Genomic DNA, 22,930 nt, shown 5'->3' with positions numbered 1-22,930 from the left:
ATAGGGCATTATAGATGCCGTCACTGTGACGCTTGACTTTCATAAAATCATGGCTTTGTTTCATGGCTTCATAACGCCCGACACCGGAACCGAGCCATGCCCCCCAAGACCACCCGCCCCCCCCTGGGCGGCATTGACATGAGCCCGGAGATCGACCCAATCCGGGAATACGGCCTGAAGAAAGGGTTCCTGCCGACCGATCCGGGCGAGCCCGCTGCCCCCCTTCCGCCCAAGGCGGCGGTCGCCCCGTCCGCCCCGGAAATCCCCGAGCCGCCCCGCCTCGTCCGTCCGGCCCCGACACGCCCATGGCAGGCGATGCTGCCCGACTACCTTATCGAGGAACTGCGCCAGGCCGCCGCGCGCGAGGGCACCGCCCAGAAGGTGATCGTGCTGCGCGCCCTGCGGCAGGCCGGCTACCGGGTCGACGACATCGACCTCCAGGATCTGCGTCGGCGCTGACGCCGTCGGTGCGGCGTGGCACGGCTGCATCACCGCCCGTGTTATTGCCGGAACAACCCGCCGAAGGGTGGGTTCGCCGGTTTGACTTCGCCCGGCTGTGAGTCTATCCCCTCCCACCAACCGCCACTTCCAGGGCTTTTCCATCATGGTGACCGAGACCGCGGTTGCGCCCAAGCCGGCCTCGGCGCCGGACCAAGGCCTGAGCATCGAGCTGTTGGAGCGCATGCTCGTGGAACAGCCCAGGGACCCGAATGTCTGGAGCGCGCTCGGCTCCCTTCTGCGCCAGCAGGGCAAGGTCCAGCAGGCCATCGCCTGCCAGCACCGCGCGCTGGAATTCGATCCCGAACACAGCGGGGCCTGGACCAACCTCGGCAACGTCCTGGCCGATCAGGAGCGATACGACGAGGCGATCGCCGCCCATGAAAAAGCGGTCACGCTGTCGAAGGGCGCCTTCTCCCACGTCGTCAACTACACGGTCGCCCTGCGCCACGCCCGCCGGTTCGAGCGCGCCGTCCAGGTCATCGACCACGCCCTGAAGGTCGCCCCCGGCAACGTGTCCCTGCGCTGGGACCGGGTGCTGACCCTGCTCCAGCTCGGCCGCTACGAGGAGGGGTTCCGCGATTACGACTGCCGGCTGGATCTGCCAAGCTATCAGAACCGCAAGCCGCCGGGCGTGCTGTGGGACGGAAGCCCGCTCGACGGGCGCACCATCCTGCTGAACACCGAACAGGGCTTCGGCGACGCGCTGCTGACCGCACGCTACGTGCCGCTGGTCAAGGCGCGGGGCGGGCGGGTCATCCTGGAATGCCATCCCGAGCTGCGCCGCCTGCTCGACGGGCTGCCCGGCGTGGACGCCTTCATCCCGGCCGGGTCCGAGCTTCCCCCCTACGACGTCTATTGCCCGCTGATGAGCCTGCCCGAGCGGCTGGGCACCACGGTCGACAGCGTGCCGCCGCCCACCCCGGTAAGCGTCCCGGCGGATGCCCGCGCCAAGGCCGCCACCCTGGTGCCGAAGACGCCGGGCATCCTGAACGTCGGGATCATCTGGTCGGGCCGCGTCACCTTCAAGGACAACACCCGACGCGCCACGACGCTGTCGCGCTTCCTCCGCTTCCTGGAAATCCCCAAGGTCCGTCTGTTCAGCCTCCAGAAGGGACCGCCGGAGGCGGAGCTGGAGACGCTTGGCACCACCACGCTGATCACACCGCTGGGGCCGCATTTCCAGGACTTCGCCGACACGGCGGCGGCGCTGGAGCGGCTCGATCTGATCATCATGACCGACAGCTCGGTCGCCCATCTCGCCGGCTCGCTCGGCCGTCCGGTGTGGAACCTGCTCCAGTACATGCCGTACTGGATCTACGGCGACAAGGGCTCCACGACGCCCTGGTACCCGTCGATGCGCCTGTTCCAGCAGGAGACCCCCGGCGACTGGGACGGGGTGTTCGCCGACGCCGGCCAAGCCCTCCGCCAGCTGGCCGCCAGCCAAAGCACCGGCTGACGCCGCTCCGTTCTGCGGGCTGGAGCCCGGATCCCCACCGCCATCGTCGAAACGCCCTCATCGCCATGGAGAGGATTGTCCCTCCCCGTGGCGATTTTTCACGTCCAGCCCTTTGAAAAGGCTTGGTTCATAGACCAGGATTATACAGAGCATGAGTTTTTCTTCCTTATCCCAAGGCTGAAGGTCACCGCTCTCACGGGTGAAAGCGGCCGCCCTTCGCTTTCGGCCCTGAATGTCGTTGTCAGGCAGTTGATGCGAAAAGCCGGATCCTGAGGGGTTTGGGGCCTCGCGTGCCGCAGCTTTGCAAACCGGTTCATGCAAAATGTCAGCGGTTCATGCGAAAAGCTGGTCGAAGCCCCTTCGCATCCGCTTCAACCAGCTGAAAAACAACAGTTCCCTTCAGGCGCTCGCCCCCTGTCCAGCACGGGGCGTGTTTTCGACCGCCTCGGCCGGCGCTTACCAGCCGACCATCCGGTTTGGCATCTTGTCTCGTTGCCTGCGGAGAGGACTGTGGCCGGCTTGGCGGTCAAAATTTTTCCGCTGATTTCCAACCGGACAGTTGTCAGCCTGCGCAATCCTTAAAAATATCGCCGGGCCAGCGATAGTGCGAGCGTGTGTCATTGCTGGGCTAATCAGGCAAATTTCGGGTTCTTTGGTCTTCCGGATGGCCTTCTGTTCTGCTTTGCAGAGCTAATCACGCCAAAATCTGCGGGCTGATCAGGCGAATTTTGCCCGCCCGCTTGGGTCGTATTTGAATCGGCGTCGGCCATCGGTGCGGATGGCAGTGCCCCGGCACCCGACTTTTTGCCGCCGAGCAACCTGACCCAGACCATTCGAACGCACACCGGAGGGGCGTTCCCCTTCGGTTTTAGCCTACGTCCGACAAGCGGCCTTTTTGGACACTGAAAACGAGCGAAAGTTCCAATACAGCTACCTCAGCGAGAATCGTCGGCGAAACCAACGACCGCGCCGACGGACCGACAAGGCAGGGTGCCTCTTGAACAGCCTCACCCCACTCCTCCAGGATCCCGACGGCACCGCCGGCGGTCTGGTCATCGCTACCGGCCTCTTCGGCGAGCTGGTGCTTCCGGCCGGCGCTTTCGACCCGGCCCGCGCCGACGAGATCCGCGCCCTCGTGTCCCAGGCCGCTGCCTACGCCACCCAGGCCCGCGGCGCCGGCACGCTGCGCGCCTACCGCTCGGCTTGGCGTCAGTACGAGGCGTGGTGCGCCCGCCTCGGCGTCGCCGCGCTGTCCGGCGACCCGCGCCTCGTCGCCATGTACCTGACCGCCGCGGCCGAGCGCCTCGCCGTCGCCACGCTGCAGGTCCACCTCGCCGCCGTCGTCACCGCCCACCGGCTGGTCGACCTCTCCCTCGACCCCAGCCACCCGAGCATCGCCTTCCTGCTCGACGGCATCAGCCGCCGCAAGGGCACCCGTCCGGCCCGCTAAGCCACCCCGCTCACCTCGGCCCTGCTCGCCGACCTGGTGCGCGCCCAGCCCAACGGCCCGCTCGGCCTGCGCAACCGCGCCCTGCTGCTCGTCGGCTTCGGCGGGGCGCTGCGGCGGAGCGAGCGTCGCCTTCGTCGACGGCAAGGGCATCGTGCTGACCATCCGCCGCTCCAAGACCGACCAAATCGGGGCCGGCGACGCGGTGGCCATCTGGGCCTCCGACGACGACGCGCTGTGCGTGCCGACCGCGCTGCACCGCTGGATGCGGCACCGCGCCGCCGGCTATGGCGAGGAGCCGCTGTTCGTGGGCTTGCGGGCGGGCGGAGCGATAATTGACAAGCGGTTGTCGGACAAAGCGGTGGCGCGGCTGGTCAAGGACAGCGCCGAGGCGGTCGGCGCCGGGGACCAAGGGCTGCTGGAGAAGACCTTCGGCGCCCTGTCCGGCGGCGTCGCGCGCCACTACTCCGGCCACTCCTTGCGCGCCGGGCTGGCCACCGCGGCGGCCGAGGCGGAGGCGCAGTTCCACGACGTCATGCGCCAGACCCGCCACAAATCGGTCGAGGTGGCCCGCCGCTACATGCGCTCCGCCGACCTCTGGAAGAACAACGTCACCGAAAAGGTTATGCGCCGCCGCTGAGATGCGTCGTGCGCTGTGATTTCGAACGCTATGGAATCACTCTGAACGGTGGCGTGAAAGCCATGCATTCACAATGACGTTTGGATGGAATCTTCCAATCAGGTATACACTTAGAAGCCCACCATTCGTGCAGTGCTCAACCCATGACAGAAGCCCCGCAGGTTCCCCCGGATGTTCGCTTGGCTGCGGCCTTCACGAGACTGCTCGATCTGCATGGCACAAGACGCGAGGCCGATGGCGAAGAGAGGTGGCCCCGTTTGTTTGGACAGATTGGCGGCCTGAATAAGCTATTCCCTGTTGTCTGTCATGCCGCCAACTGGATGGATGCCGTATCCGGGGCATGCCCCGGATACGGCGCAATTTCGTTTCCCCGGTACGCTTCGTCGGGCGTGCGTCCGCCAAGCGCCGAATGTGGGCGTCGTTCGTTATAAAGCCCGACCCAGCGGGACAAGCCGGCCCGTAGCTCCGATCCGGTCTCGAAGGCGTGCAGATAGACGCATTCGTACTTGATCGAGCGCCAGAGCCTTTCAATGAAGACATTGTCCATCCAGCGACCGCGCCCGTCCATGCTGATCTTGATGCCGGCCTCCTTCAGCACCCCGGTGAACGCTGTGCCGGTGAATTGGCTACCCTGATCGGTATTGAAGATCTCCGGCCGACCATACCGGGCCAGGGCTTCCTCCAATGCCTCGACGCAGAAATCCGCGTGCATGGTGTTCGACAGCCGCCAGGCCAACACCTTGCGGCTGTGCCAGTCCATGATTGCCACCAGATACAGAAAACCGCGCCGCATCGGCAGGTACGTGATATCGGCGCACCACGCCTGATCCGGCCGATCGATCACCAAGCCCCTGAGAAGATACGGATAAATCTTGTGTCCTGGGTGCGGTACGGTGGTCTTCGGCTTCTGGTAAATCGCCGACAACCCCATCTTGGCCATCAGCCTGGACACCCTGTTGCGGCCAACCGCATGGCCCTGGCGCCCAAGATGGCGGACCATCTGACGGGCGCCGTAGAACGGACATTCCGTGAAGGCCTCGTCGATCAGCCGCATCAGAGCCAGGTTGGCGGGGCTTTCCCCAACCGGTGTGTAGTAAAATGTCGATCGGCTGATCGCCAGCAGCTCACATTGCCGAGCAATCGGCAATCCCGGTTGCTCAGGCTCGATCATCTGCCGCCTACGATCGACACTCATCGACCGGAGGCCCTGACCAAAAAATCCCGTTCGACCACCAACTGGCCGATCTTGGCGTGCAGCTTCTCGAGGGCGGCCTCGTTGACCCCAGGGCTCGCCGCTTCCCCCTTGCCGGAAAACGTCGCCGCCATCCCCTCGATCGCCTGGTGCTTCCAGGTCGCGATCATCGTTTGGTGAATGCTGTGTTTGGCAGCCAATTCCGCCAGGGTCTGATCCCCCTTGAGCGCCTCAAAAGCGACTTTCGCCTTGAAATCAGCGCGGTAACGCTTGCGCGTAACCTTCCCCATCAAACCCCGTCCTTCTCATCGACGGGAATAGCTTAAACCACTGTCCAGTTTTCTGCGGCCACCTCTGGTGGAACTGGTCGCCACCATCCACAACGCCGCCGGGGATGGGAAGAAGCTCACCCTGGCACGCATCGGACGGCAATTGGAGCGCCAGGGCGTACTCACCGCGACCGGTGCCAAAACCTGGGCGCCGTCGAGCGTCAAGGCGCTGCTGGACCGGGCACGGGACGAAGGCCTGCTCGGCGATGCGAAAGCTCCACAGGCCCTCCGGACCGGCGACGGCCGGCCGTAAGCGGCTTTGCGGGCAACCCATCGGCCGGTCCGCTGCGCGGGTCAGGACGGAAACACGAACGCCCCGGACCACGATGCCGCGGTCCGGGGCGTTGCGTTCAGCGCGTCGTCACTCCGCCGCGACGGTCAGTTCGGCCTCTTCGGCCGGCACCGTGCGGATGAGGTGATCGAAGGCGGACAGCGCGGCCTTCGAGCCCTCGCCCATGGCGATGACGATCTGCTTGTAGGGCACCGTGGTCACGTCGCCGGCGGCGAAGACGCCCGGCAGCGAGGTCTGGCCGCGCGCGTCAACCTCGATCTCGCCGCGCGGCGACAGCGCCACCGTGCCTTTCAGCCATTCGGTGTTCGGCACCAGCCCGATCTGCACGAAGATGCCCTCCAGATCGACCTGGCGCAGCTCGCCCCCGACGCGGTCCTTGTAGGACAGGCCGGTCACCTTGGCGCCGTCGCCGTGCACCTCGGTGGTTTGGCCGGACGTGATGACCGTCACGTTGGGCAGGCTGTGCAGCTTGCGCTGGAGGACCGCGTCGGCGCGCAACTGGCTGTCGAACTCGATCAGGGTGACGTGCGCCACCAGCCCCGCGAGGTCGATCGCCGCCTCGACGCCGGAGTTGCCGCCGCCGATCACCGCCACGCGCTTGCCCTTGAACAGCGGGCCGTCGCAGTGCGGGCAGTAGGCCACGCCCTTGTTGCGGTACTCGGCCTCGCCCGGCACGTTCATCGAGCGCCAGCGGGCGCCGGTGGACAGGATCACCGTCCGCGACTTCAGCGTGGCGCCGTTGGCCAGCTTCACCTCGATCAGACCGCCCGGCACCGGGGCCGGCACCAGCGCTTCGGCCAGTTGGAGGTTCATGATGTCGACGTCGTAGTCCTTGACGTGCTGCTCCAGCGCGGCCGCCAGCTTCGGCCCCTCGGTGTGCGACACCGAGATGAAGTTCTCGATGGCCATGGTGTCGAGCACCTGGCCGCCGAAACGCTCCGCCGCGACGCCGGTGCGGATGCCCTTGCGCGCGGCGTAGATCGCCGCCGCGGCGCCGGCTGGGCCACCGCCGATCACCAGCACCTCGAAGGGGGCCTTGGTCTTGATCGCCTCGGCGGCGCGCGCGGCGGCGCCGGTGTCGAGCTTGGCGACGATCTGCTCCAGACCCATGCGGCCCTGGGCGAAGGGCTCGCCGTTCAGGTAGACGCTGGGCACCGCCATCACTTGGCGCGCCTCGACCTCCGCCTGGAACAGGGCGCCGTCGATGGCGACGTGCTTGATCCGGGGATTGAGCGCGCTCATCAGGTTCAGCGCCTGCACCACGTCGGGGCAGTTCTGGCAGGACAGCGAGAAGTAGGTCTCGAAGCGAAAGTCGCCGTCCAGATCCTTGATCCGGGCGATCAGGTCCGCCGCCTCCTTGGAGGGGTGGCCGCCGACCTGGAGCAGGGCCAGGACGAGCGAGTTGAATTCGTGGCCCATCGGCAGGCCGGCGAAGCGCACGGCGATGTCGGTGCCGGCGCGCTGGATCGCGAAGGACGGCGTGCGCGCGTCGTCGCCGCGCAGCAACGTGATCTTGTCCGAGAGGGACGCGATGTCTTCCAGCAGGCCCAGCATCTCCTGGGACTTGGGGGTGTCGTCGAGGGACGCAACCAGTTCGACGGGCTGCGTGATTCGCTCAAGATAGCCCTTCAACTGGGTCTTGAGGGTGGCATCCAGCATGGCAATGGTTCCCGAGCTTGTTGTTTTCGGAGCGAACCGGTGCGCACGTCGGCGTTGGTCCGGGCGGGGCAGGGGGTTGAGGAGAGGAGAGGAGAGGAGAGGAGAGGAGAGGAGAGGGGAGGCGGGCGGCCCCGGATCCGGAAAACGCCGGATGCGGGACCGTCCGCCGGTCAAAGACCTTAGATCTTGCCGACCAGGTCGAGCGACGGGGCGAGGGTCTTCTCGCCTTCCTGCCACTTGGCCGGGCAGACCTCGCCCGGGTGGGCGGCGACGTACTGGGCGGCCTTGACCTTGCGCAGCAGTTCCAGGGCGTCACGGCCGATGCCGCCGGCGGTAATCTCGACGATCTGGATCTTGCCAGCCGGGTCGACCACGAAGGTGCCGCGGTCGGCGAGGCCGACATCTTCGATCATGACCTCGAAGTTGCGGGTGATCTTGCCGGTCGGGTCGCCGACCATCGTGTACTCGATCTTCCCGATCGCCGGCGAGGTGTCGTGCCAAGCCTTGTGCGAGAAGTGGGTGTCGGTCGACACGCTGTAGATCTCGACGCCGAGCTTCTGGAACTCGGCGTAGTTGTTCGCCAGATCCTCGAGCTCCGTCGGGCAGACGAAGGTGAAGTCGGCGGGGTAGAAGAAGACGACCGACCACTTGCCCTTCAGATCGGCATCGGACACGTCGATGAACTTGCCGTTCTTGAAGGCGGTCGCCTTGAACGGCTTAATTTCGGTGTTGATCAAGGACATAGTGTTCTCCGGAAGAGCAATGAATGAAAGACGCGCCAGCTTGGCATCGCGGCCGCGGCGGCGCCCCTGCGGGCGCTTCGGGCGGCATGACGAGGTTCCTTGGACCGGCGCGACATCCCCTTGGTTCGTTGACCGTTGGAGGAATAGGGGAAATCTGTAATCAAGAGAAACACAAAATACCGATTGCAGTGATCGGAAAAAACGATCAATTATACCGGCATGACCCCGTTGCCCACCCTGCGCCAGCTCCGCTACCTCGTCGCCGTCGTCGACCGCTGCCATTTCGGCCAAGCGGCGGAGGCTTGCCTCGTCAGCCAGTCCACGCTGAGCGCCGGCATCCAGGAGTTGGAGGAACTGCTGGGCACGCCGTTGCTCGAACGCACCCGGCGCTCGGTGATGCCGACCACGCTCGGCCGCGAGATCGCCGACCGCGCGCGTGTCCTGCTGAAGGGAGCGGAGGATCTGGTGGACATCACCCGCTCGGCCGCCGACCCGATGGCGGGGCCGCTGCACCTGGGGGTGATCCCGACCATCGGGCCGTTCATGATCCCCCGCGTGATGCCGGATCTGCGCGCCGCCTTTCCCGACCTGAAGCTGTACCTGCGCGAGGACCAGACCGCCCGCTTGCTGGCCCAGCTCAACGCCGGGGAACTGGATGCCGCCCTGCTGGCCTTGCCCTACCCGGTGGGCGGCGACGTGGAGACGGTAGACCTCGCCGAGGACCGCTTCTCCTTCGTCTGCCCACCCGGCCACCGGCTGAGCAGCGGGGAAACGGCCCGCCCGGCCGAGGTGGCGCGGGAAGACATGCTGCTGCTGGAGGACGGGCACTGCCTGCGCGACCACGCGCTCGCTGCCTGTGCGCTGGAGAGCGCGCCGCGCAACACCACCTTCCAGGGCACCAGCCTGCACACGCTGGTGCAGATGGCGGCCAACGGGCTGGGGGTGACGCTGCTGCCGCAGATGGCGGTGGATTCGGGCATCCTGCGCGGGCTGGACCTCGTGGCGCGCCCGCTGGATGAGGGCAGTCCCGGCCGCCGCATCGCCCTGGCGTGGCGGCGGAGTTCGGGGCGGAAGGAGACGTTCCGGCGCTTGGCGGCAACCTTGAGGGAAACGATGGAAGAATAAATTTTCCTTGCTCACCAATCAGAGAAACCATGAAGTAAACATAAAAAATTTATTCCGATTATTAAAGTAATTATGAATATTAAATTTCATATAAATACTAAATCGATATAATTTAATAACAATATTGAGCAGCCAAAAGATTTCCCCTAGAAATGGCCAGGAATGGTGCATTGGAGTTTGTCTCGAACGGCGTGGTGGAACCATCTGACTGAAGATTTTTTAGGGTGAAACCCTCTTCCTCCAGACCAACGGCCACACTTGCGCGAGGGGCCGCTCCGTCGAAAATCAGGACAGGCTTCCGGGCACGCAACAGTTTGCGCGCGCCGGCAAGGACCGAGGCTTCGTCGCCTTGGACATCGATCTTGATCAGATCAATGGGGTTGTGGCCGTGGGTCTGCCACCAAGCGTCCAGTGTGGTGACGGACACCGGCCAAGGACGGAGGCGTGCAGCCCCGGCAGGCGGGGTCAAGGCGTTCCGGCCATTCTCCAGCGTCCGGTTGATGTGGAGCATCATGGTTGCTTCATGGCCGCCGATTGCCAGAGCCTCGATCTCAAGATTGTCCAGGCGGTTCAGGGCACGGTGCATGCGCAGCACCAAAAGCTCGCGAGGGCTTGGCTCGAAGGCGACGACATGCCCTTGCGGTCCCACCGCCCGAGCCGCGGCCAAGGCATGGCAACCATGATGCGCGCCAACGTCTAGAACCGTCATGCCGGGCTGCAGGCAGCGGGCCAGGAACCGCGTCACACCGGGTTCGTAGGTGTTATCGCACACACCGGTTCCAACCTCGCCCGGCATGGGAAGCCAAAGCGCTCCATGGGGAAGACACACCGTTCCCGGATCGCGCGGGTTCCGTCCGAGCGAACGAGCCTCGACCAAGCCGCCGTCCGGCAGAAGAACATGGGTGGCATCGTCAATTGTGAACGCCATACGATCAACGAAGCTCAGCATGCGGCCAACGTTCTGCTCGTCCGTGGCGTGAGGATCGGTTTCCCCAGGCGCCAGGGGAATGTGAGCGTAATCGTGGTTCTGGTGCCAGCAATCGACCGCGTCGGTCATGTCGATGACCATCGCGCCCATCGTCCGGGCAAAGAAGAGAATCCAATTGTCCCAAGCCACCCGGCCGATGGCGAAGGGAGGCATGATGCCGCGGTAAAGCCCCTTTGGATAAACGACGTAATCGATGCCGGTCGCCTCGTGCAGGCGCCCCCGGCTGCGCGCCAGGATCCGCAGCTGCTCTTCCCAGCCGTTCGTGAAGTCGAGTGGCTCGGTGATATCCACGTCCCAACGGCGGCCGACGGCGATCCAGGGCTGAGGCAATCCGGCCAGACTCTCCACCGACCGCGTGAACGCTTGCGACAGCACGATGTCGGCGTTGACGTAAGCCATCAGCGCGGACCGGCTTGCATCCTCCGCCTTGGCGAAGATGTCCGAAACCAAGGGCGTTCCCCACGCCGAGCACGCCACGCTGCCCAAGTGGAGCAGTCCGAACATTCGCGCCGCATCGGCTACCCCGGGATCGTCTCCCACGAGCATGGCCTCGACACCGGGGGACAGCCGCGCCCAGCTCGCAACGGCGTTCCGCTGGATCAGCCCGATATGCCCATGAAAAGGCTTGGGGGTGGAGAAGAGAGAAAGCATGCTCACCCGCGTTGCAACACGGAAAACAGGCGCACATCCAGGAAATTCGGGCGAGCCGTATTGAATTGGCGCGAATAAGCAGGACGACGTTCAACGACCTGCAAGAAGCGAAGCTTAGCCATTCTTTCCCTTCGAACCTGCCCTTCGCGCGGTGGAAATACCCTCTTTCAGGCGAGGCGGGAGTCGGAACAAACTTTCAGCAACAAGAGAGAGTTGTCATAACCCCTCCGTGCCTGTCAACAGAGCCGCCAGCCGCTCGCCACCTGAAGGGAGCCGGTCCACAAGGTTCGATGCCCTACGTGCCTCAGCCTCATAGAGGGGGTAGTGGTCCAGCCCATCCCGTATGGCGGCCGCCACTCCGGCTCCCGACCATTCCGTGAAGACCGGCATGGCAATCCCCAAAGCCGCGGCGTCGCAAGCGACCTGGGAATGCGCCGGCAGCACCACCGGCCTTCCGCGGTGCAACGCCTCGAACAGAATCCCCGAGTGCATTCTCCGGTACGACGGCCCGTAGGGCAGAACGGCCAGGGCACAACGACTGAGCTGCGCATCGTAATCCGCCGGCTCCAGCGGACCGGATGAGACGGTTACGGCGGAATGGTCGAGAACATCCCGATAACCGGCGAGCCGCCCACCGGCCGAGGCGGAAGCTGCGGCGGGTTCAAGTGAAAAGTCAATCTGGGTGAAGAACCGGACACCCTCCCTCTCCGCGAGAAGGATTTGCGCCGCCTCCAGAAAACGCTCCAGCCCTTTCTGCACCCAACCGGTGTTGCCGAACAGCCCGACCCGCGGCGGAACGGCGAGCGCCGCCACGACGCCGGTCGAGCGCTGGAAGGAATAGGGAAAGGAGCCGATCGCAACGTCCGGACCGAAAAGACTGGCCAAATGGTCCGTGTAGAAAGCCGACGGCGTGAAGAACAGCGGCGCCGGCATCCCCGTTCCGATGAAAAGGCCGGCGATGGCCCGGCAGACGGTTTGAAAGATCCGGCTGTTGCGATTGTGCACCGTGTCTTTGAAGTCAACGAAGCATTCCGCCGCCGCCAGCATCAACGCGACCCGCGGCCGGCGCTCCGGTTCCATCGCCTCCAACCATCCGAGGATGCCGAACAGGTTCCGATGGCCGGCCAGGGTGACGAACACAGTGTCGCCGGGCTCGATCCGCGGGGTGATGCTCTCCAAACTCTGCTGGAACCGGTAATTGACCGCGCCGATGTCGGCTTCGGGCATCGGATAGATTCGGATCCGCGGAAGATGATCGAAACAGGCCGCCGCCGCCATCGCCCGGATGGTGGGATCGCAATCCCGCGAAGCATACAGTTTCGCGTCCCACCCGCGCCCCGCCAGTTCCGCCCGCAAATCCACGACCATGTGATGGTGATGGCCGACACTGTTGATCATCATCGGATCGACGATGTGGACACAGCGTGGCAGTCTTGCGGATGGCGGGCTCACGGCAGGAACCACAGGCATGCGGGATTGATCGGATGGCTGCTGTAGACGCCCCGCCGCCCCGCCTTGGCCAACTGGCGCCTGATCTCTTCCCAGTGCTGGCTGGCAATCAGGATCACATCAGTTTGAGCGGAGGGAGCTTCGAGATCCGACGGCGGACGGACCGGCAATCCGTCGATGTGGCCACCACAGTGGGAATCGATGAAGCCGACAATGCGGCTCGCAAGCCCAAGCCTAGTCAGATGTCCCAGGGCCGCCCGGCCCGCGCTGCCGGCACCGAAAATCCAGATTCGGCCCGACGTCTCGGCGAAACGGCTCCAGGGCAGGCGCCAGCCTTCCGCAACCGCTTCCACGCGCAGGCCCAAGGGTGCGGGATAAGGACCGCCCGGCCATTCCAGGCGCAGTTCACCGGGAGCAAGCCGCAGGTCGCGCTCCACCAGGAAGCGATGGGCGATGCGCCAGCTCCGCCGCCCTGGTAGCACCGCCGGGACAGCATCGACGCGAAGCCCACAGCCATTGGGCAGCCGCACGCTCGCCGGCCGCTCGTCCGGAAGACCGTCGAAATACCACAGGGCTTGGTAGCCGCCCACGCTCAGGACCAGCGTTTCCCCGTTGGCGACGCCGTCCCCCATCGACACCGCCGGACCGTCAGTCGCGGGGCGCGCCTCGGCTGGCGGGACGAAGAGGATTTCGGGAACGCCGGTTCCCAGCGGGTGGTCGACGGATGGAAAGGGAACGCCCCCATACATCGCCCGCATCGCGGAAACCCGGCCCAGAACCCGCAGGCCGAGGCGCTCCGCGACCCTGTCCTCCACCGGACGCTCCCACCAACTCGATTGGCCCTCCCCGTGGAAGTGATAAACCGCAGTCACCTCGCAGGAGAACGCGAAGTCGCTGCGCTCCGCCAGGAGGTTCAGGAGGTGCGTGTCCTCTCCCACTGGCATCCGGCAGTCCATCAGCATGTCGTCGTCGATCAGGCGCGTCGCGGCCAGGAAGGCATGGGGCGGCATATGGACGGCAGGACTCCACAGGCGCGCAGGATTGGGAAAGAAGAAGGCTCCGGGACGCAGCCGGCGTGCTGGCACAGGCAGGGGAACTTGGTGGCGTGGCAAAGGCGCGGCCTTCTGATCCTCCACGATCTCCACAGAGCCGGCATAAGCAACCTCGGCCCTCGGAACCGTCAGACGCCTCCGCTGCTCCAGGCAGGCCAACAAGCTGCGGACATGGTTGGGATGCACCTCGTCGTCGTCGTCGAGGATCCCGAAATAGGCGGCGTCGCTGTCTGCGATGGCCCGCAACCCGGTCGCTAGGGTCCGGCTCCGATTGGCGCCGGTATCATGGACGACGACGATGGGGAACGGCCAAGGCTGCCCCAGAACCCCGTCCAATTCCTCCGATCCTTGCCACACGACCAGGACCACGCGCAGAGCCGGGTATCCCTGCGCGGCGAGGCTGGTCAGGGCGCGCTTTAGGTACCAAGCCGACCGCCCACCGGTCCGCACCAGATAGGCGACGGAAGGCTCGGGACCGGCGGCCGTGGGGCCGGGCCGATAGCCTTTGGCCTCGAGCGTGGCCTCGTGCAGCGCGCGAAGGGCTTGTGCGGCGGAATCCGAGTCCGCTTTCCGCTCCTCGACCTCCTTCGCCTCCGCTTCGATTCTCCGCAGCAGCACCGCGACCGGCGCGTCCACCGTTCCGTCGAGCAGGCGGCACCCCGCCTCGGCGATTGTCGCGCGCAGCAAGGCGAAGGGAAGGCGGCAGGAGGCCAAGGTGGAAAGCAGGAGCAGCGCCTCGGCATGCCCCTGCGCCAGGACGCTCAAGGCGCGGCCGTCGGCAGGAACCGGTTCGACCGCCGTGTCCAGCGCCTCGCTCACCGCCCCGGCGGCGGATTCGAACGCCACCACCCGCACGGCCCGCCGCGCTGCAAGCGCCTGCAGAAATGCCCTCTGCTCAGGGGACGGCGGCGCGGAGAAGGGCACCAGAAGGACTTCGGACCGGCGGGCTGCAAGCGCGGCCGGAACGGCAAGGACCGGCCAGGGCAGGATCCGGCTGCCGCGCTTTCGGGTGCCGAACAGCACGTCCGCCAGATAGGCCTCCTCCGCCGGACCGGTGACCAAATAGGCGTCATGGCTGAGAAGACGCCCCATCGCCTCGGCTCCCGGCACGTCGGCGAAATCAGCCCGGTCGAACAGCGCGTAGGACGGGCAGGCCGACAGTTTCGGCTGGAGCGCCGTCATCGCCACCACGAAATCGAACCCACCGTCGTGGACCGAGTCGGCATCGCAGAGAACCGCCGTGGCGAAACCGTGCGGCTCCAGCGCCCGGCGCAACCGGTGGGCCGTGTCCAGGCGGGCATTGTCATCGGGTGGGGTCAGGATGGCGCAGGAAAGGTTGCTTGGCGTTGCCATATGCGGTTCAGCTCTTCGGGCTGGCAATTCGCGCGTGCCAATCAGGGCCGTAAAGTGCCCCGAAGCTTCCCAACGCCACAGTCTGGCCGGTTTCAAGGTCCAGAACCGGCATATCGCGGATCAGCGCCGCGCGATCGAGTCCGTCCGCATAGGACAGCGCCCCATCCTCGTCGCGGGATTCGCGGATCAGGGACGGGCGCGCCCGGCGATCCTCGATGGACAGGGTGGAAGCGAGATCGCCGCGGACGAAGAAAGCGTTGTGACCGGCCAGGTTGCTGCCCAACAGAACATAGCCTTTGCGCGCCGCCGCCATTTCGAGCGCCCGGATCGAAGCCCCGAAATACAGCCAGGATGGATGGGCGATCCGACGCTGGAACGCCGGATCATACGGAACCGTCACCGCATGCAGGTCGCCGAAGACCGCGTTGTATTCACAAATCACGATGTCCGGTTTGACGGTCTCTATCGCGTCGAACACCCAATAGTCGTTTCCATCTATGTCGATGCTGAGAAGGCCGATGTCTTCGTTAAACCCAGATTCTTTCAAAATGTCGTTAATATTTTCTCGATCAATGAAATAAGATTTCGCGATGAGGCTATGTCTCCAGAAAATAGAATCCTTGGTGATTTCTTCCACATTCTGAATGCTGGCATCAATCACAAAGCCTTTCCAATTCCTGTGGCGCAGAAGATAGCGAGTATTGCTCTCCTTATAGTCTTCAACACCGAACTCGACAAATGATTCGGAGCGGATTGGAAGATTCTGAATCAGCCATTCGATGATGCCGTCCTCCCCCATCTGCGAGAATACCTGGAATTCGACATCGGAGAGATGCCGGATCTGCCGACGCGCCCGCAGCGCCTCGCTCATCGTGCTGGCGGTCAGCATGAGCTGGCGGTCGGCGATCGACAGGCGTTCCCGGTGTTGCTGCCAAGCCAAGGCGCGCAGTTGACGAAACAGGGGAGTAAGATCGTCCAATTCGACGGGCATGAAGAATCCTCTACGAAGCGGTTCAACGGGCGTCCCCGTCGACGGGTCATCAGCGGCAATGCGTCAGGCCCGAAGATACTCGCAGTTCCGGCACAAAGGGTTATCAACTTGATTATCAAGAAACTCCCGGCGCAAGTGTCGCATCGGTTCACCGTTCCATATCTCGGACAGAGACTGTTGGGACGCATTGCCCAAGACATAACGCTTGTCGTAATCGTAGCAGCAGGGCACCACGTCCCCATCCCAGGTCACCGTCATCTTGTCCCAGGGAAACTGGCAGGTCACATGGTCTTTCTGTGGCACCGGGCCATGCTCGTTCAGATTTTTGACATCCTGCGCATTACCATCCCAAGTGATGAACTCCTTATCCAGAAAATGATCGACTCCATCCATATTTGACCAGTGTTCACGCATCCGGTTGATGCTGTCTGCGTTAAGGCCGAAATGTATCATCGAGACAAAAATCTGAGTTTTCGATCCGAAGGATTTCTTCAGAGCCAGGAAATTCAGGAGATTCCGGACGGACGGCTCATAGGCGTCCTTGACGCCGCGGATTTTCTCGAACGACGCGTCGTCATGGCCATCGAGCGAGAAATAGAGCTTGCCGGGATCGGCGCGCAGCAGCGCCAATGCCAAGGGCCGCTTGAGCACCAAGGGATTCAGCGACAGCGCCGTGAATACGCCACGGGCCGAGGCATAAGCGATGAAACGATCGAAGTCCGGATGGACGAGGCTCTCTCCGAAATGGTGGAGCCAGCATTCCGACGATGCCGCGCGTTTCGGATTTGCCTCCACATACTCGTCGATGATCTTCCGGAACAAGGCGAAATCCATCACGCCCTGCGGGCGCGTCATGTTGTTGGTCCGGGCGCACATGACGCATTTGAAGGGGCAACGGTTGGTCAACTCGATGTTGAAGACAGAAAAGGGGCGCCCGATCAACGTCGGATCGGATGCCGGGCGCGGTTCGCTCGAAAGCGTCTGGAGTGCTTCCATCTTCAGCATGCCTTATGATTCCTGCACGAGGAGGCGGGGGGAGGGCGAGAGCATCAACCCGCCGAAATCCACTCTCTCAAATTCATCCAGCGCGCTTTCTGGCGATGCGTTGTAGATGCGGCACCCGTTCCTTTCGGCCATCATTCGGCACCGCCGGTACTCTCGCCACAGAACCGCATAGTTCTGCAAGAGGTCGTATGTCGTCGTTACGACCTCGCCGTTCGCTCCGACCGAAGGATCAACGAACTTGAAGCTTGGCTCATGGGCATAATAGTAGGTCCGTGTCCAAACCTCATCGTGATCGACACCTAGCAGATAGATGTCCTGGAAACCCATATACATTGCAATCATCAGCCCAAGCACGGGAACGGACTGGACGCTGGGGAGGCAACGGCAAAGATCATACATCCGGCCATCCACAGGGACAGGCACATCGTCCAGTTGATGCAGGTAATGCATAGTACGCCCCAAAAAAATTCCATTCTCCCGGACAATCGGTTCTTCCGATGTGCTTAAGAATAACTCAGCAGAACCAATTCTTCTATCCATATCAATAAAGAAATCTCTGATCTTAGTATCGCTCAAGTGCTCACGGAAAATGCGCGTTACGCAGTGGTAACGCGGTGCGATGGCGTCGAAATCGGGATGCGAATACCCGCGCGACAGGGTAATCACCGTTTCCCCAGCCAGGGCTTTCAGGTCGATCCGCTTCAGGCTCGGGCCGCTCGCCACGATGAAGCAGCGCTCTCCGGCATGGCGGTTCCGCAGGCGCTCATTGTCCCGAACCAGTTTGAGCAAGGGATCGGCAGGCAAATAGAGATCGAGCGCCCCGTTCTTGGTCATGACGGTGACGGTGTCTCCGTCGGCGTGGCGCGCGATCGCATCGAGAAGCATCAGCGCATGGCGCATCGTGTCCTGGCGTGTCCGGGTATGGAAGATCTCCTGAAGAGACGCGGCGATCGTCTCAAGGCCGTCCGACAACGTGATGGGGTATTGGGCCATTGCAGAAGGCTCCACCGGCTCGGTCTAAAGACGATATTTGACGACTTGAAAGGCTTCCGCGTAACGCACACCGCAGCGCCGTCCCTGGACTGCGGCCAGAGCGCGCGCGTGTTCCTGCCAGACGCCGCCGGTTCGTCCGTTCTCGGACTCGAAGAGTTCGATCAGCGCCAGCTTTTCCTCAAGCGTCTCCGATATGTCCACCGACATCCTGGGATCGAAGACCTCGGGGCTTACATACCAGTTGCTGGCATAGCCGAGCAGGCGGTGACAGCGACGGCTGGCGTGCGACGTGGCCAGAGACAGGGCGCGGTGGTCGGGATGGGTATCAGCGCTGTGGTGCACCAACGCCAGATCCGGCCGCACCTCTTCGAACAGCGCTGCCAGTGCCGTGTTCAGCGGCTCCGCGAAGGTGAGTTCCAAAGCTCGAAAGGGAGCGATCACCAGTTGGGCACCCAAGCGGCGGGCGGAGGCTTCCGCCTCGCGCGCCGCCGCTTTGGCGGTGCGGACGGGCCTGCCATCGGGGTCCGCATAGGCGGAATCCGTAGCCACATAGAGGACGATCTCATGCCCTTCCGCAGCCCAGCGCAGCAAGCTGCCGCCGCATCCCAGTTCGACATCGTCGGCATGCGCGCCAAGCGCCAAAATCCTCATACCCCCATCCCCTCGCATCCATGAACCGCCAACCACCGCATGGTCGGTTGCGATCCGCCCGTTTCGCGTCGCATCAGCGCCTTCATCCCGATATCCTCAATCACCCGAACATCATGCCCGCCCGAGACCAGCGGAGAAACATTGCGCGCAGCAGGGAGGGGGCTGTACCTGCATGCCTGATCGTCCTCGCAGAAATCCACACGCAAAACTCCACGCATCAACAGAAGGGCCTTCTGGTTGCAGCCGAATTCGCAACCCGATGGATTGTGATCATGCGGCACGATCGTCTTTCCTGCTTGTTGGCGCATGAAGCCAGGCCGCTGGAAAAGCTGGGCGGCGGTTCCCAGGCTCGCGGACACCGCAAGAGCGAGGGTTTCCAGGGCTTTTTCCTGGTGTTCGACCGTTTCGATCATAATTTGGCGGTTCAAGCTGAAGAAGAGGGGTGTCGAGCGAGCAAAAGGCCGATGAACCGCATTTCACTGCCGTCGTCGAGCGAATGCCATCCATTGAAGCCATCCGTCCAATGATAGACGGTGTCATGGGTGGTGCCAAAAACGGTTCGCCAGCGTTGTCGAGAGAAGCCCCAATGAGGCACAAACATGCCGTTTTCGATGAGCGTCATATCCTGAACGAGGCACGCATCCTCCAAGACCTCTTCGCTGCCCTCGCGGATCGGAAAGCGGTTCACGACCATATGGTGATGAGGCCGGCAGGCAAGCTGCGCAAAGGTTTTCCATCGGTTCGGGCAGATACTGGAATACGCCCGACACGATGATGACATCGTGTTCCCTGTCTCCCAAAGCGTCGATCGATTCGTAAAAGCGCAGACCTTTCTGGGCGAATTGTGCGCTCCCGGCGCGTGCCATGGCAGGCGTTTCGACGACATCCCATTCGAGTTCGATGCTGGGTCCCAGAATCGCGTCCAGAATCGTATAGGCGGCTCCCAAACCGCCGCCGAAGTCGCAGACGCGCAACGGCTTTTCAGCCGAACCTCCACGCAGCGCGCCCGCCAGGAGAGCTGCCGCAAGTTGCTGGTGCAGAGGGTGAAGCATCCCTTCCCATTGGAGGCTTGCCAGCCGCGTTTCCACCAATCTGGAAACGATTCGGTCATCGTCGTATCGTTGAGAGCGCGCCTCGGCTACCGCAAGGCTGGCGTAAGGACCACTGAAAATCCCCATCACTTCCTCTTCCTAGTCACTTCGCGCCACATTGGTTTCCCATCGGAAGGCATCCCCCGGCTCTACAGGAAAGACCTGTCTGTAAACACCGCACCCTTGTTCAAACCTCCGGGCTGCTCATCGGCGACGACAAGCGGATGTGCTTGGACGGGACATCGAAACGCCCGCGACATTGTTGGCCAGAAAGGTAAACAAATGTCTTTTCGCCGTTTTTCCGCCCCTTCTCTGACGGCGACCTGTCGGGCGAAGCGCCCCGTCGACACTCTTCGGCTCAGAACACCGGTCAGCGCCAAGCTCGAAAATTGAAAGCGGACCTCTCCCGGCAGGCTGGCGACGGTCACCGCATCGCCAGCCTGCCGGGGAGCGAGGGCATCATCGACCTGGAGCAACGGCATTTCCTTGCGGGAGTCCGAACACCACCGTTTCCGACCGTCGCCGCCATGATGCGGAAGCCAAGCCGAACATCATGCGAATCCAGAGCGTGCCGTTGTGGAAAAACGGTTAGGAAGCGTTGGTGCTAGGCCGTGCGGCATTCCCCATCAATTCGCTGTATCCGGCTGCGGACAACAGAGGCCCCAGCGCCTCGCCATGCCGTCCGAGCAGCCGGAGCGATGCCGCAATCAAGAGTCGCTCTTCGGCCAGAGCCTTGCGGATCAGTTGGTCGGCTTCCGCAACCTCTCCCAACCCGAGCAAGGCAAGAGCCCGCCCGAGACGGCCCAGCGCTAGATTATTGAGATCCCCGGCTTGGTCGGGAAGATCGTCGAGCGCTTCGCGGAAACAGCCTTGAGCAATCTTGAGGATGCCGGAGGCCAAACGCGGCAGCATGTAATTTGGAAGGTGCCTGGAACCCTCCTCAAAATCCGCGGCCGCCTTTTCGAAGGAGTCCATGGCAAGATGGGTCAGGCCACGATAAACGGCGACCCACGCAAAACCGGGATCAAGCAGGCGCACCGCCTCGCAGGCTGCCATCGCTTCGCCGCGACGGCCTGCCAACAGAAGCGTATACGCGGTCATCAGGCCGGCCCAGAGCCGCATGGGATCGCTGCTGTCCCGAACCTGGCCGTAAAACTCGAGCGCGGCGTCCAGTTCGAGCCCAATTCGGGAGTAGTGGCCGAGAAGGAACCGGGCGGGCGTCCGCTCGGGCGCCGCAAGGATCGCGGCACGGACCTCGCTCTCAGCCTCGTCATGACGCCCCTGCGTCATAAGGATCAGGCCACGCTGGTAGTGAAAGTGCCCACGATCCTGCGCGGAGGGGGTCGCGAGGTCGCACCATCGGAGCGCCTCGTCAAGGTGATCGCGATTCCGCAATTCCCCGGCAAGCTTGACGAGGCTGTCCGGCCTATGGGCCGCGGCCTGCGCGCTCATGGCAAGCGCCTCCCGCATAAGCGCGATCGCCTGGTCCACCTTTCCAGCATCGAAGGCATCGTCCGCGTCCTCGACCAGCGCCAGTGCATCGGCGGCGGGATCATGCGCGCGGGCCTGTTCAAGGACCACGCGCGCGCGGTCCGGCTGGCCATCGTCGACCAGGAGGCGGGCGAGATGCCGCGCGGACGAGAAACGCTGGGGATCCGTTGCCACGGCCCGTTCAAACGCGGCCAGAGCGGGTGCGCGTTCCCCCTGGGCGAGGAGGGCCACGCCCATCTGGTGGTGATAATTGCAGAAGGTGTCCCGGCGGATGGCCTCACGCCAACGCTGCACGACATCCTGGGAGATGCTGGCGTCCGGGCTGCTGTCAGTATCGCCGGAGGGCATGGCCGTGCCTTTGGTCATCCAGATGTCCGTTTCCCACCCACAAAGGGCTGCCCTGCACGTTCGCCAGCGTCATCGCACCCTTCCGGGAAGGACGTTGCGCGCATCATGCCAGCAGCCCGTCGGCGCGATCAAGCCATCCGTCGCAGGAGTTTGCAGGATCATCGAAGCGAACGCCGATGCTGCTCTTCTGGAACGGAAGGCATCGTTCCTTTTCAATCCGGCGGCGGCAGACGCCAGCGGGAGAGCGCATGGATCCGACACAGGCATGAAACGGCTTGCTTATTGGTGACCGGAGGCCTTTGGGAAACGGCCGTCCAGTGCTGCGCGCATCAGCCGGTCGAAACCGATCGCCCGCTGTTCAAGGGAATGATCCTTCAGGCAACGCTCCTGCCCCCGGCTGGCGATGGCATCGCGCTCCTCAGGATGATTTGTGTAATAGGTGATTTTGTCGATCAGTTCCTCTTCCGAGCCGTAGGTTTCTACCTCGTAACCCGCACGGAAGAATTCGGGAAGATTATCAAAGGGTTCGGTCAACAGCATGGCGCCGCAACCCGTCGCCTCGAATATCCGCATGTTTGCCGTTTGGCGTCCCGCGAGATCTATGGTGCCAGCCAAGCCCGGCTGCCCGAGGGTGATCTCTCCACGGGCGTCGAACGCGATCCGGGCGCTGCGCAGGCCCTGGAGCATCGCGTTTCCGTAGACCGGCGGCCGGCAACCGTCGCGCAGCGGCGAAGGCAGGATGGAAATATCGCCGGATAGGCAGAAGTGATAGTTGTACCCAGCGTGTTCGGCATGCGCCGCGACCGTGGCCAGCAGCCGGTTGCGGCGGGGGTGCTGACTTGCGGTGCATTGGCCGGAAAAGAAGACGTCGTGCACGCGGGCGACCGGCTCTGCCCTGTCGAGCAGGCGGCGTGGGAAACCGGGCATGAAGAAAGCCGACGCCTTGGCCCCGTGGATCCGGGTTGCGGCGTCGCGCAGACCGTCAAGCGGCGACAGGATAAGATCGAAGGCCGAAAGATCGAGGTCGGGACTGACATAAGAGGCGTGGAAGCCCGCAACGAGCGAGGGGCGTCGGCGCAGTTGCCGCACCATTGCGCTGCCGAAGACCTGCGTGTCGGTGATGTAGAGGATGTCCGGAGCGGTTTCGTCTATGCGCTGACGCACGACGTCCACCATGTCCGCTTCCCCAAGGGCGGGGAGAGTCATGCCCCGGGCAAAGGAACCGCTTTCGGCAAGCCAGCGGGCTTGAAGGGAAACGGCGTTTCCCGGAAGCCAATGCGCATCGTATCCCAGTTCTTCCAATTGAAAAGCGATGCGATGAACGGCGTCGGCGTGGTCGTTGGCAAGTGCAGCCTGTTGGATCTGTGAGGAGGCATCCCTCAAATTCTGGTGAGCCGTATAAAATTGGCGCAGATAGGCTGGATAGAGCCTGTCGATCTGCAAAAAGCGAAGCCGGCTCATCCCCTGCCTTCTTCATACAATC

General features: G+C 63.5%; 21 protein-coding genes. 6 read left to right on the top strand and 15 right to left on the bottom strand.

All coding sequences use genetic code 11. From position 1 onward, the window contains the following. The first annotated feature begins 96 nt into the window (after window positions 1–96). The 4 genes from EJ913_RS17225 (at window position 97) to EJ913_RS17210 (ending at window position 4,044) form a co-directional block, all read left to right on the top strand. Window positions 97–459, top strand: coding sequence for a hypothetical protein (locus EJ913_RS17225; RefSeq protein WP_127000064.1), 363 nt, complete (start codon window positions 97–99; stop codon window positions 457–459). A gap of 145 nt (window positions 460–604) precedes the next feature. Then, complete coding sequence (locus EJ913_RS17220; RefSeq protein ID WP_127000062.1) at window positions 605–1,957, top strand: tetratricopeptide repeat protein; 1,353 nt, start codon at window positions 605–607, stop codon at window positions 1,955–1,957. 997 nt (window positions 1,958–2,954) lie between these two features. After that, entirely contained in the window at window positions 2,955–3,407 is a 453-nt protein-coding gene (locus EJ913_RS17215) for a site-specific integrase (RefSeq protein ID WP_127000060.1), read from the top strand. Window positions 3,408–3,558: 151 nt separating this feature from the next. Continuing rightward, on the top strand, window positions 3,559–4,044 hold the full coding sequence (locus EJ913_RS17210) for a site-specific integrase (protein WP_127000058.1): 486 nt from the start codon (window positions 3,559–3,561) through the stop codon (window positions 4,042–4,044). Between the two features lie 304 nt (window positions 4,045–4,348). On the opposite strand, the gene EJ913_RS17205 is transcribed toward EJ913_RS17210, so the two are convergent. Beyond that, a protein-coding gene (locus EJ913_RS17205; protein WP_244939391.1) for an IS3 family transposase occupies window positions 4,349–5,526 on the bottom strand; the annotation gives its coding sequence in 2 pieces (ribosomal slippage) (window positions 4,349–5,253 and window positions 5,253–5,526; 1,179 coding nt in all). A 67-nt stretch (window positions 5,527–5,593) separates the two neighbouring features. Here EJ913_RS17205 and EJ913_RS17200 point away from each other — a divergent pair. After that, complete coding sequence (locus EJ913_RS17200; RefSeq protein ID WP_185909820.1) at window positions 5,594–5,818, top strand: hypothetical protein; 225 nt, start codon at window positions 5,594–5,596, stop codon at window positions 5,816–5,818. 108 nt (window positions 5,819–5,926) lie between these two features. Here the strand turns inward: EJ913_RS17200 and ahpF are convergent, their stop codons facing one another. Both ahpF and ahpC read right to left on the bottom strand, forming a co-directional pair. Continuing rightward, complete coding sequence (gene ahpF / locus EJ913_RS17195; protein ID WP_127000055.1) at window positions 5,927–7,516, bottom strand: alkyl hydroperoxide reductase subunit F; 1,590 nt, start codon at window positions 7,514–7,516, stop codon at window positions 5,927–5,929. 179 nt (window positions 7,517–7,695) lie between these two features. Next, window positions 7,696–8,259, bottom strand: a complete 564-nt coding sequence (gene ahpC, locus EJ913_RS17190; RefSeq protein WP_127000053.1) for an alkyl hydroperoxide reductase subunit C — start codon at window positions 8,257–8,259, stop codon at window positions 7,696–7,698. Between the two features lie 219 nt (window positions 8,260–8,478). Here ahpC and EJ913_RS17185 point away from each other — a divergent pair, with 219 nt between their 5' ends. Continuing rightward, a complete protein-coding gene (locus EJ913_RS17185; protein WP_127000051.1) occupies window positions 8,479–9,384 on the top strand; it encodes a hydrogen peroxide-inducible genes activator in 906 nt (301 codons plus the stop codon). A gap of 112 nt (window positions 9,385–9,496) precedes the next feature. Here the strand turns inward: EJ913_RS17185 and EJ913_RS17180 are convergent, their stop codons facing one another. From EJ913_RS17180 to EJ913_RS17125, 12 genes are all read right to left on the bottom strand, one after another. Further along, window positions 9,497–11,023 carry an FkbM family methyltransferase gene (locus tag EJ913_RS17180; protein ID WP_127000050.1) on the bottom strand — a complete coding sequence of 509 codons (1,527 nt, stop codon included), beginning with the start codon at window positions 11,021–11,023 and terminating at the stop codon, window positions 9,497–9,499. A gap of 216 nt (window positions 11,024–11,239) precedes the next feature. Then, a complete protein-coding gene (locus EJ913_RS17175) occupies window positions 11,240–12,424 on the bottom strand; it encodes a glycosyltransferase family protein (RefSeq protein WP_127000048.1) in 1,185 nt (394 codons plus the stop codon). Between the two features lie 47 nt (window positions 12,425–12,471). Then, complete coding sequence (locus EJ913_RS17170) at window positions 12,472–14,877, bottom strand: glycosyltransferase family 2 protein (protein WP_127000046.1); 2,406 nt, start codon at window positions 14,875–14,877, stop codon at window positions 12,472–12,474. A 7-nt stretch (window positions 14,878–14,884) separates the two neighbouring features. Next, the gene (locus EJ913_RS17165) at window positions 14,885–15,868 is read right to left on the bottom strand and encodes an FkbM family methyltransferase (RefSeq protein WP_127000044.1); all 984 of its coding nucleotides are present in this window, start codon (window positions 15,866–15,868) and stop codon (window positions 14,885–14,887) included. Between the two features lie 63 nt (window positions 15,869–15,931). Then, window positions 15,932–16,873, bottom strand: coding sequence for a radical SAM/SPASM domain-containing protein (locus EJ913_RS17160; protein ID WP_127000042.1), 942 nt, complete (start codon window positions 16,871–16,873; stop codon window positions 15,932–15,934). A gap of 3 nt (window positions 16,874–16,876) precedes the next feature. Beyond that, complete coding sequence (locus tag EJ913_RS17155; RefSeq protein WP_127000040.1) at window positions 16,877–17,866, bottom strand: hypothetical protein; 990 nt, start codon at window positions 17,864–17,866, stop codon at window positions 16,877–16,879. Between the two features lie 24 nt (window positions 17,867–17,890). Then, the gene (locus tag EJ913_RS17150; protein ID WP_185909819.1) at window positions 17,891–18,517 is read right to left on the bottom strand and encodes a PIG-L deacetylase family protein; all 627 of its coding nucleotides are present in this window, start codon (window positions 18,515–18,517) and stop codon (window positions 17,891–17,893) included. After that, window positions 18,514–18,930: a hypothetical protein gene (locus EJ913_RS17145; RefSeq protein ID WP_127000036.1), complete on the bottom strand. Its 417-nt coding sequence runs from the start codon at window positions 18,928–18,930 to the stop codon at window positions 18,514–18,516. Before EJ913_RS17145 ends, EJ913_RS17150 begins: the two co-directional genes overlap by 4 nt. Window positions 18,931–19,053: 123 nt before the next feature. Then, the gene (locus EJ913_RS17140) at window positions 19,054–19,695 is read right to left on the bottom strand and encodes a methyltransferase, TIGR04325 family (protein ID WP_127000034.1); all 642 of its coding nucleotides are present in this window, start codon (window positions 19,693–19,695) and stop codon (window positions 19,054–19,056) included. Window positions 19,696–19,757: 62 nt separating this feature from the next. Then, window positions 19,758–20,084 (bottom strand): hypothetical protein, encoded by a 327-nt coding sequence (locus EJ913_RS17135; RefSeq protein WP_127000032.1) that lies wholly within the window; start codon window positions 20,082–20,084, stop codon window positions 19,758–19,760. Window positions 20,085–20,196: 112 nt separating this feature from the next. Further along, window positions 20,197–21,465, bottom strand: coding sequence for a tetratricopeptide repeat protein (locus EJ913_RS17130; protein WP_127000030.1), 1,269 nt, complete (start codon window positions 21,463–21,465; stop codon window positions 20,197–20,199). Window positions 21,466–21,726: 261 nt separating this feature from the next. Continuing rightward, entirely contained in the window at window positions 21,727–22,908 is a 1,182-nt protein-coding gene (locus EJ913_RS17125) for a glycosyltransferase family protein (RefSeq protein WP_127000028.1), read from the bottom strand. Between the last annotated feature and the right edge of the window lie 22 nt (window positions 22,909–22,930).

Source organism: Azospirillum doebereinerae (assembly GCF_003989665.1).
GTDB lineage: Bacteria > Pseudomonadota > Alphaproteobacteria > Azospirillales > Azospirillaceae > Azospirillum > Azospirillum doebereinerae.
The sequence above is the reverse complement of the archived record's forward strand: the minus strand, read 5'-3'. Positions and strand labels throughout refer to the sequence as shown.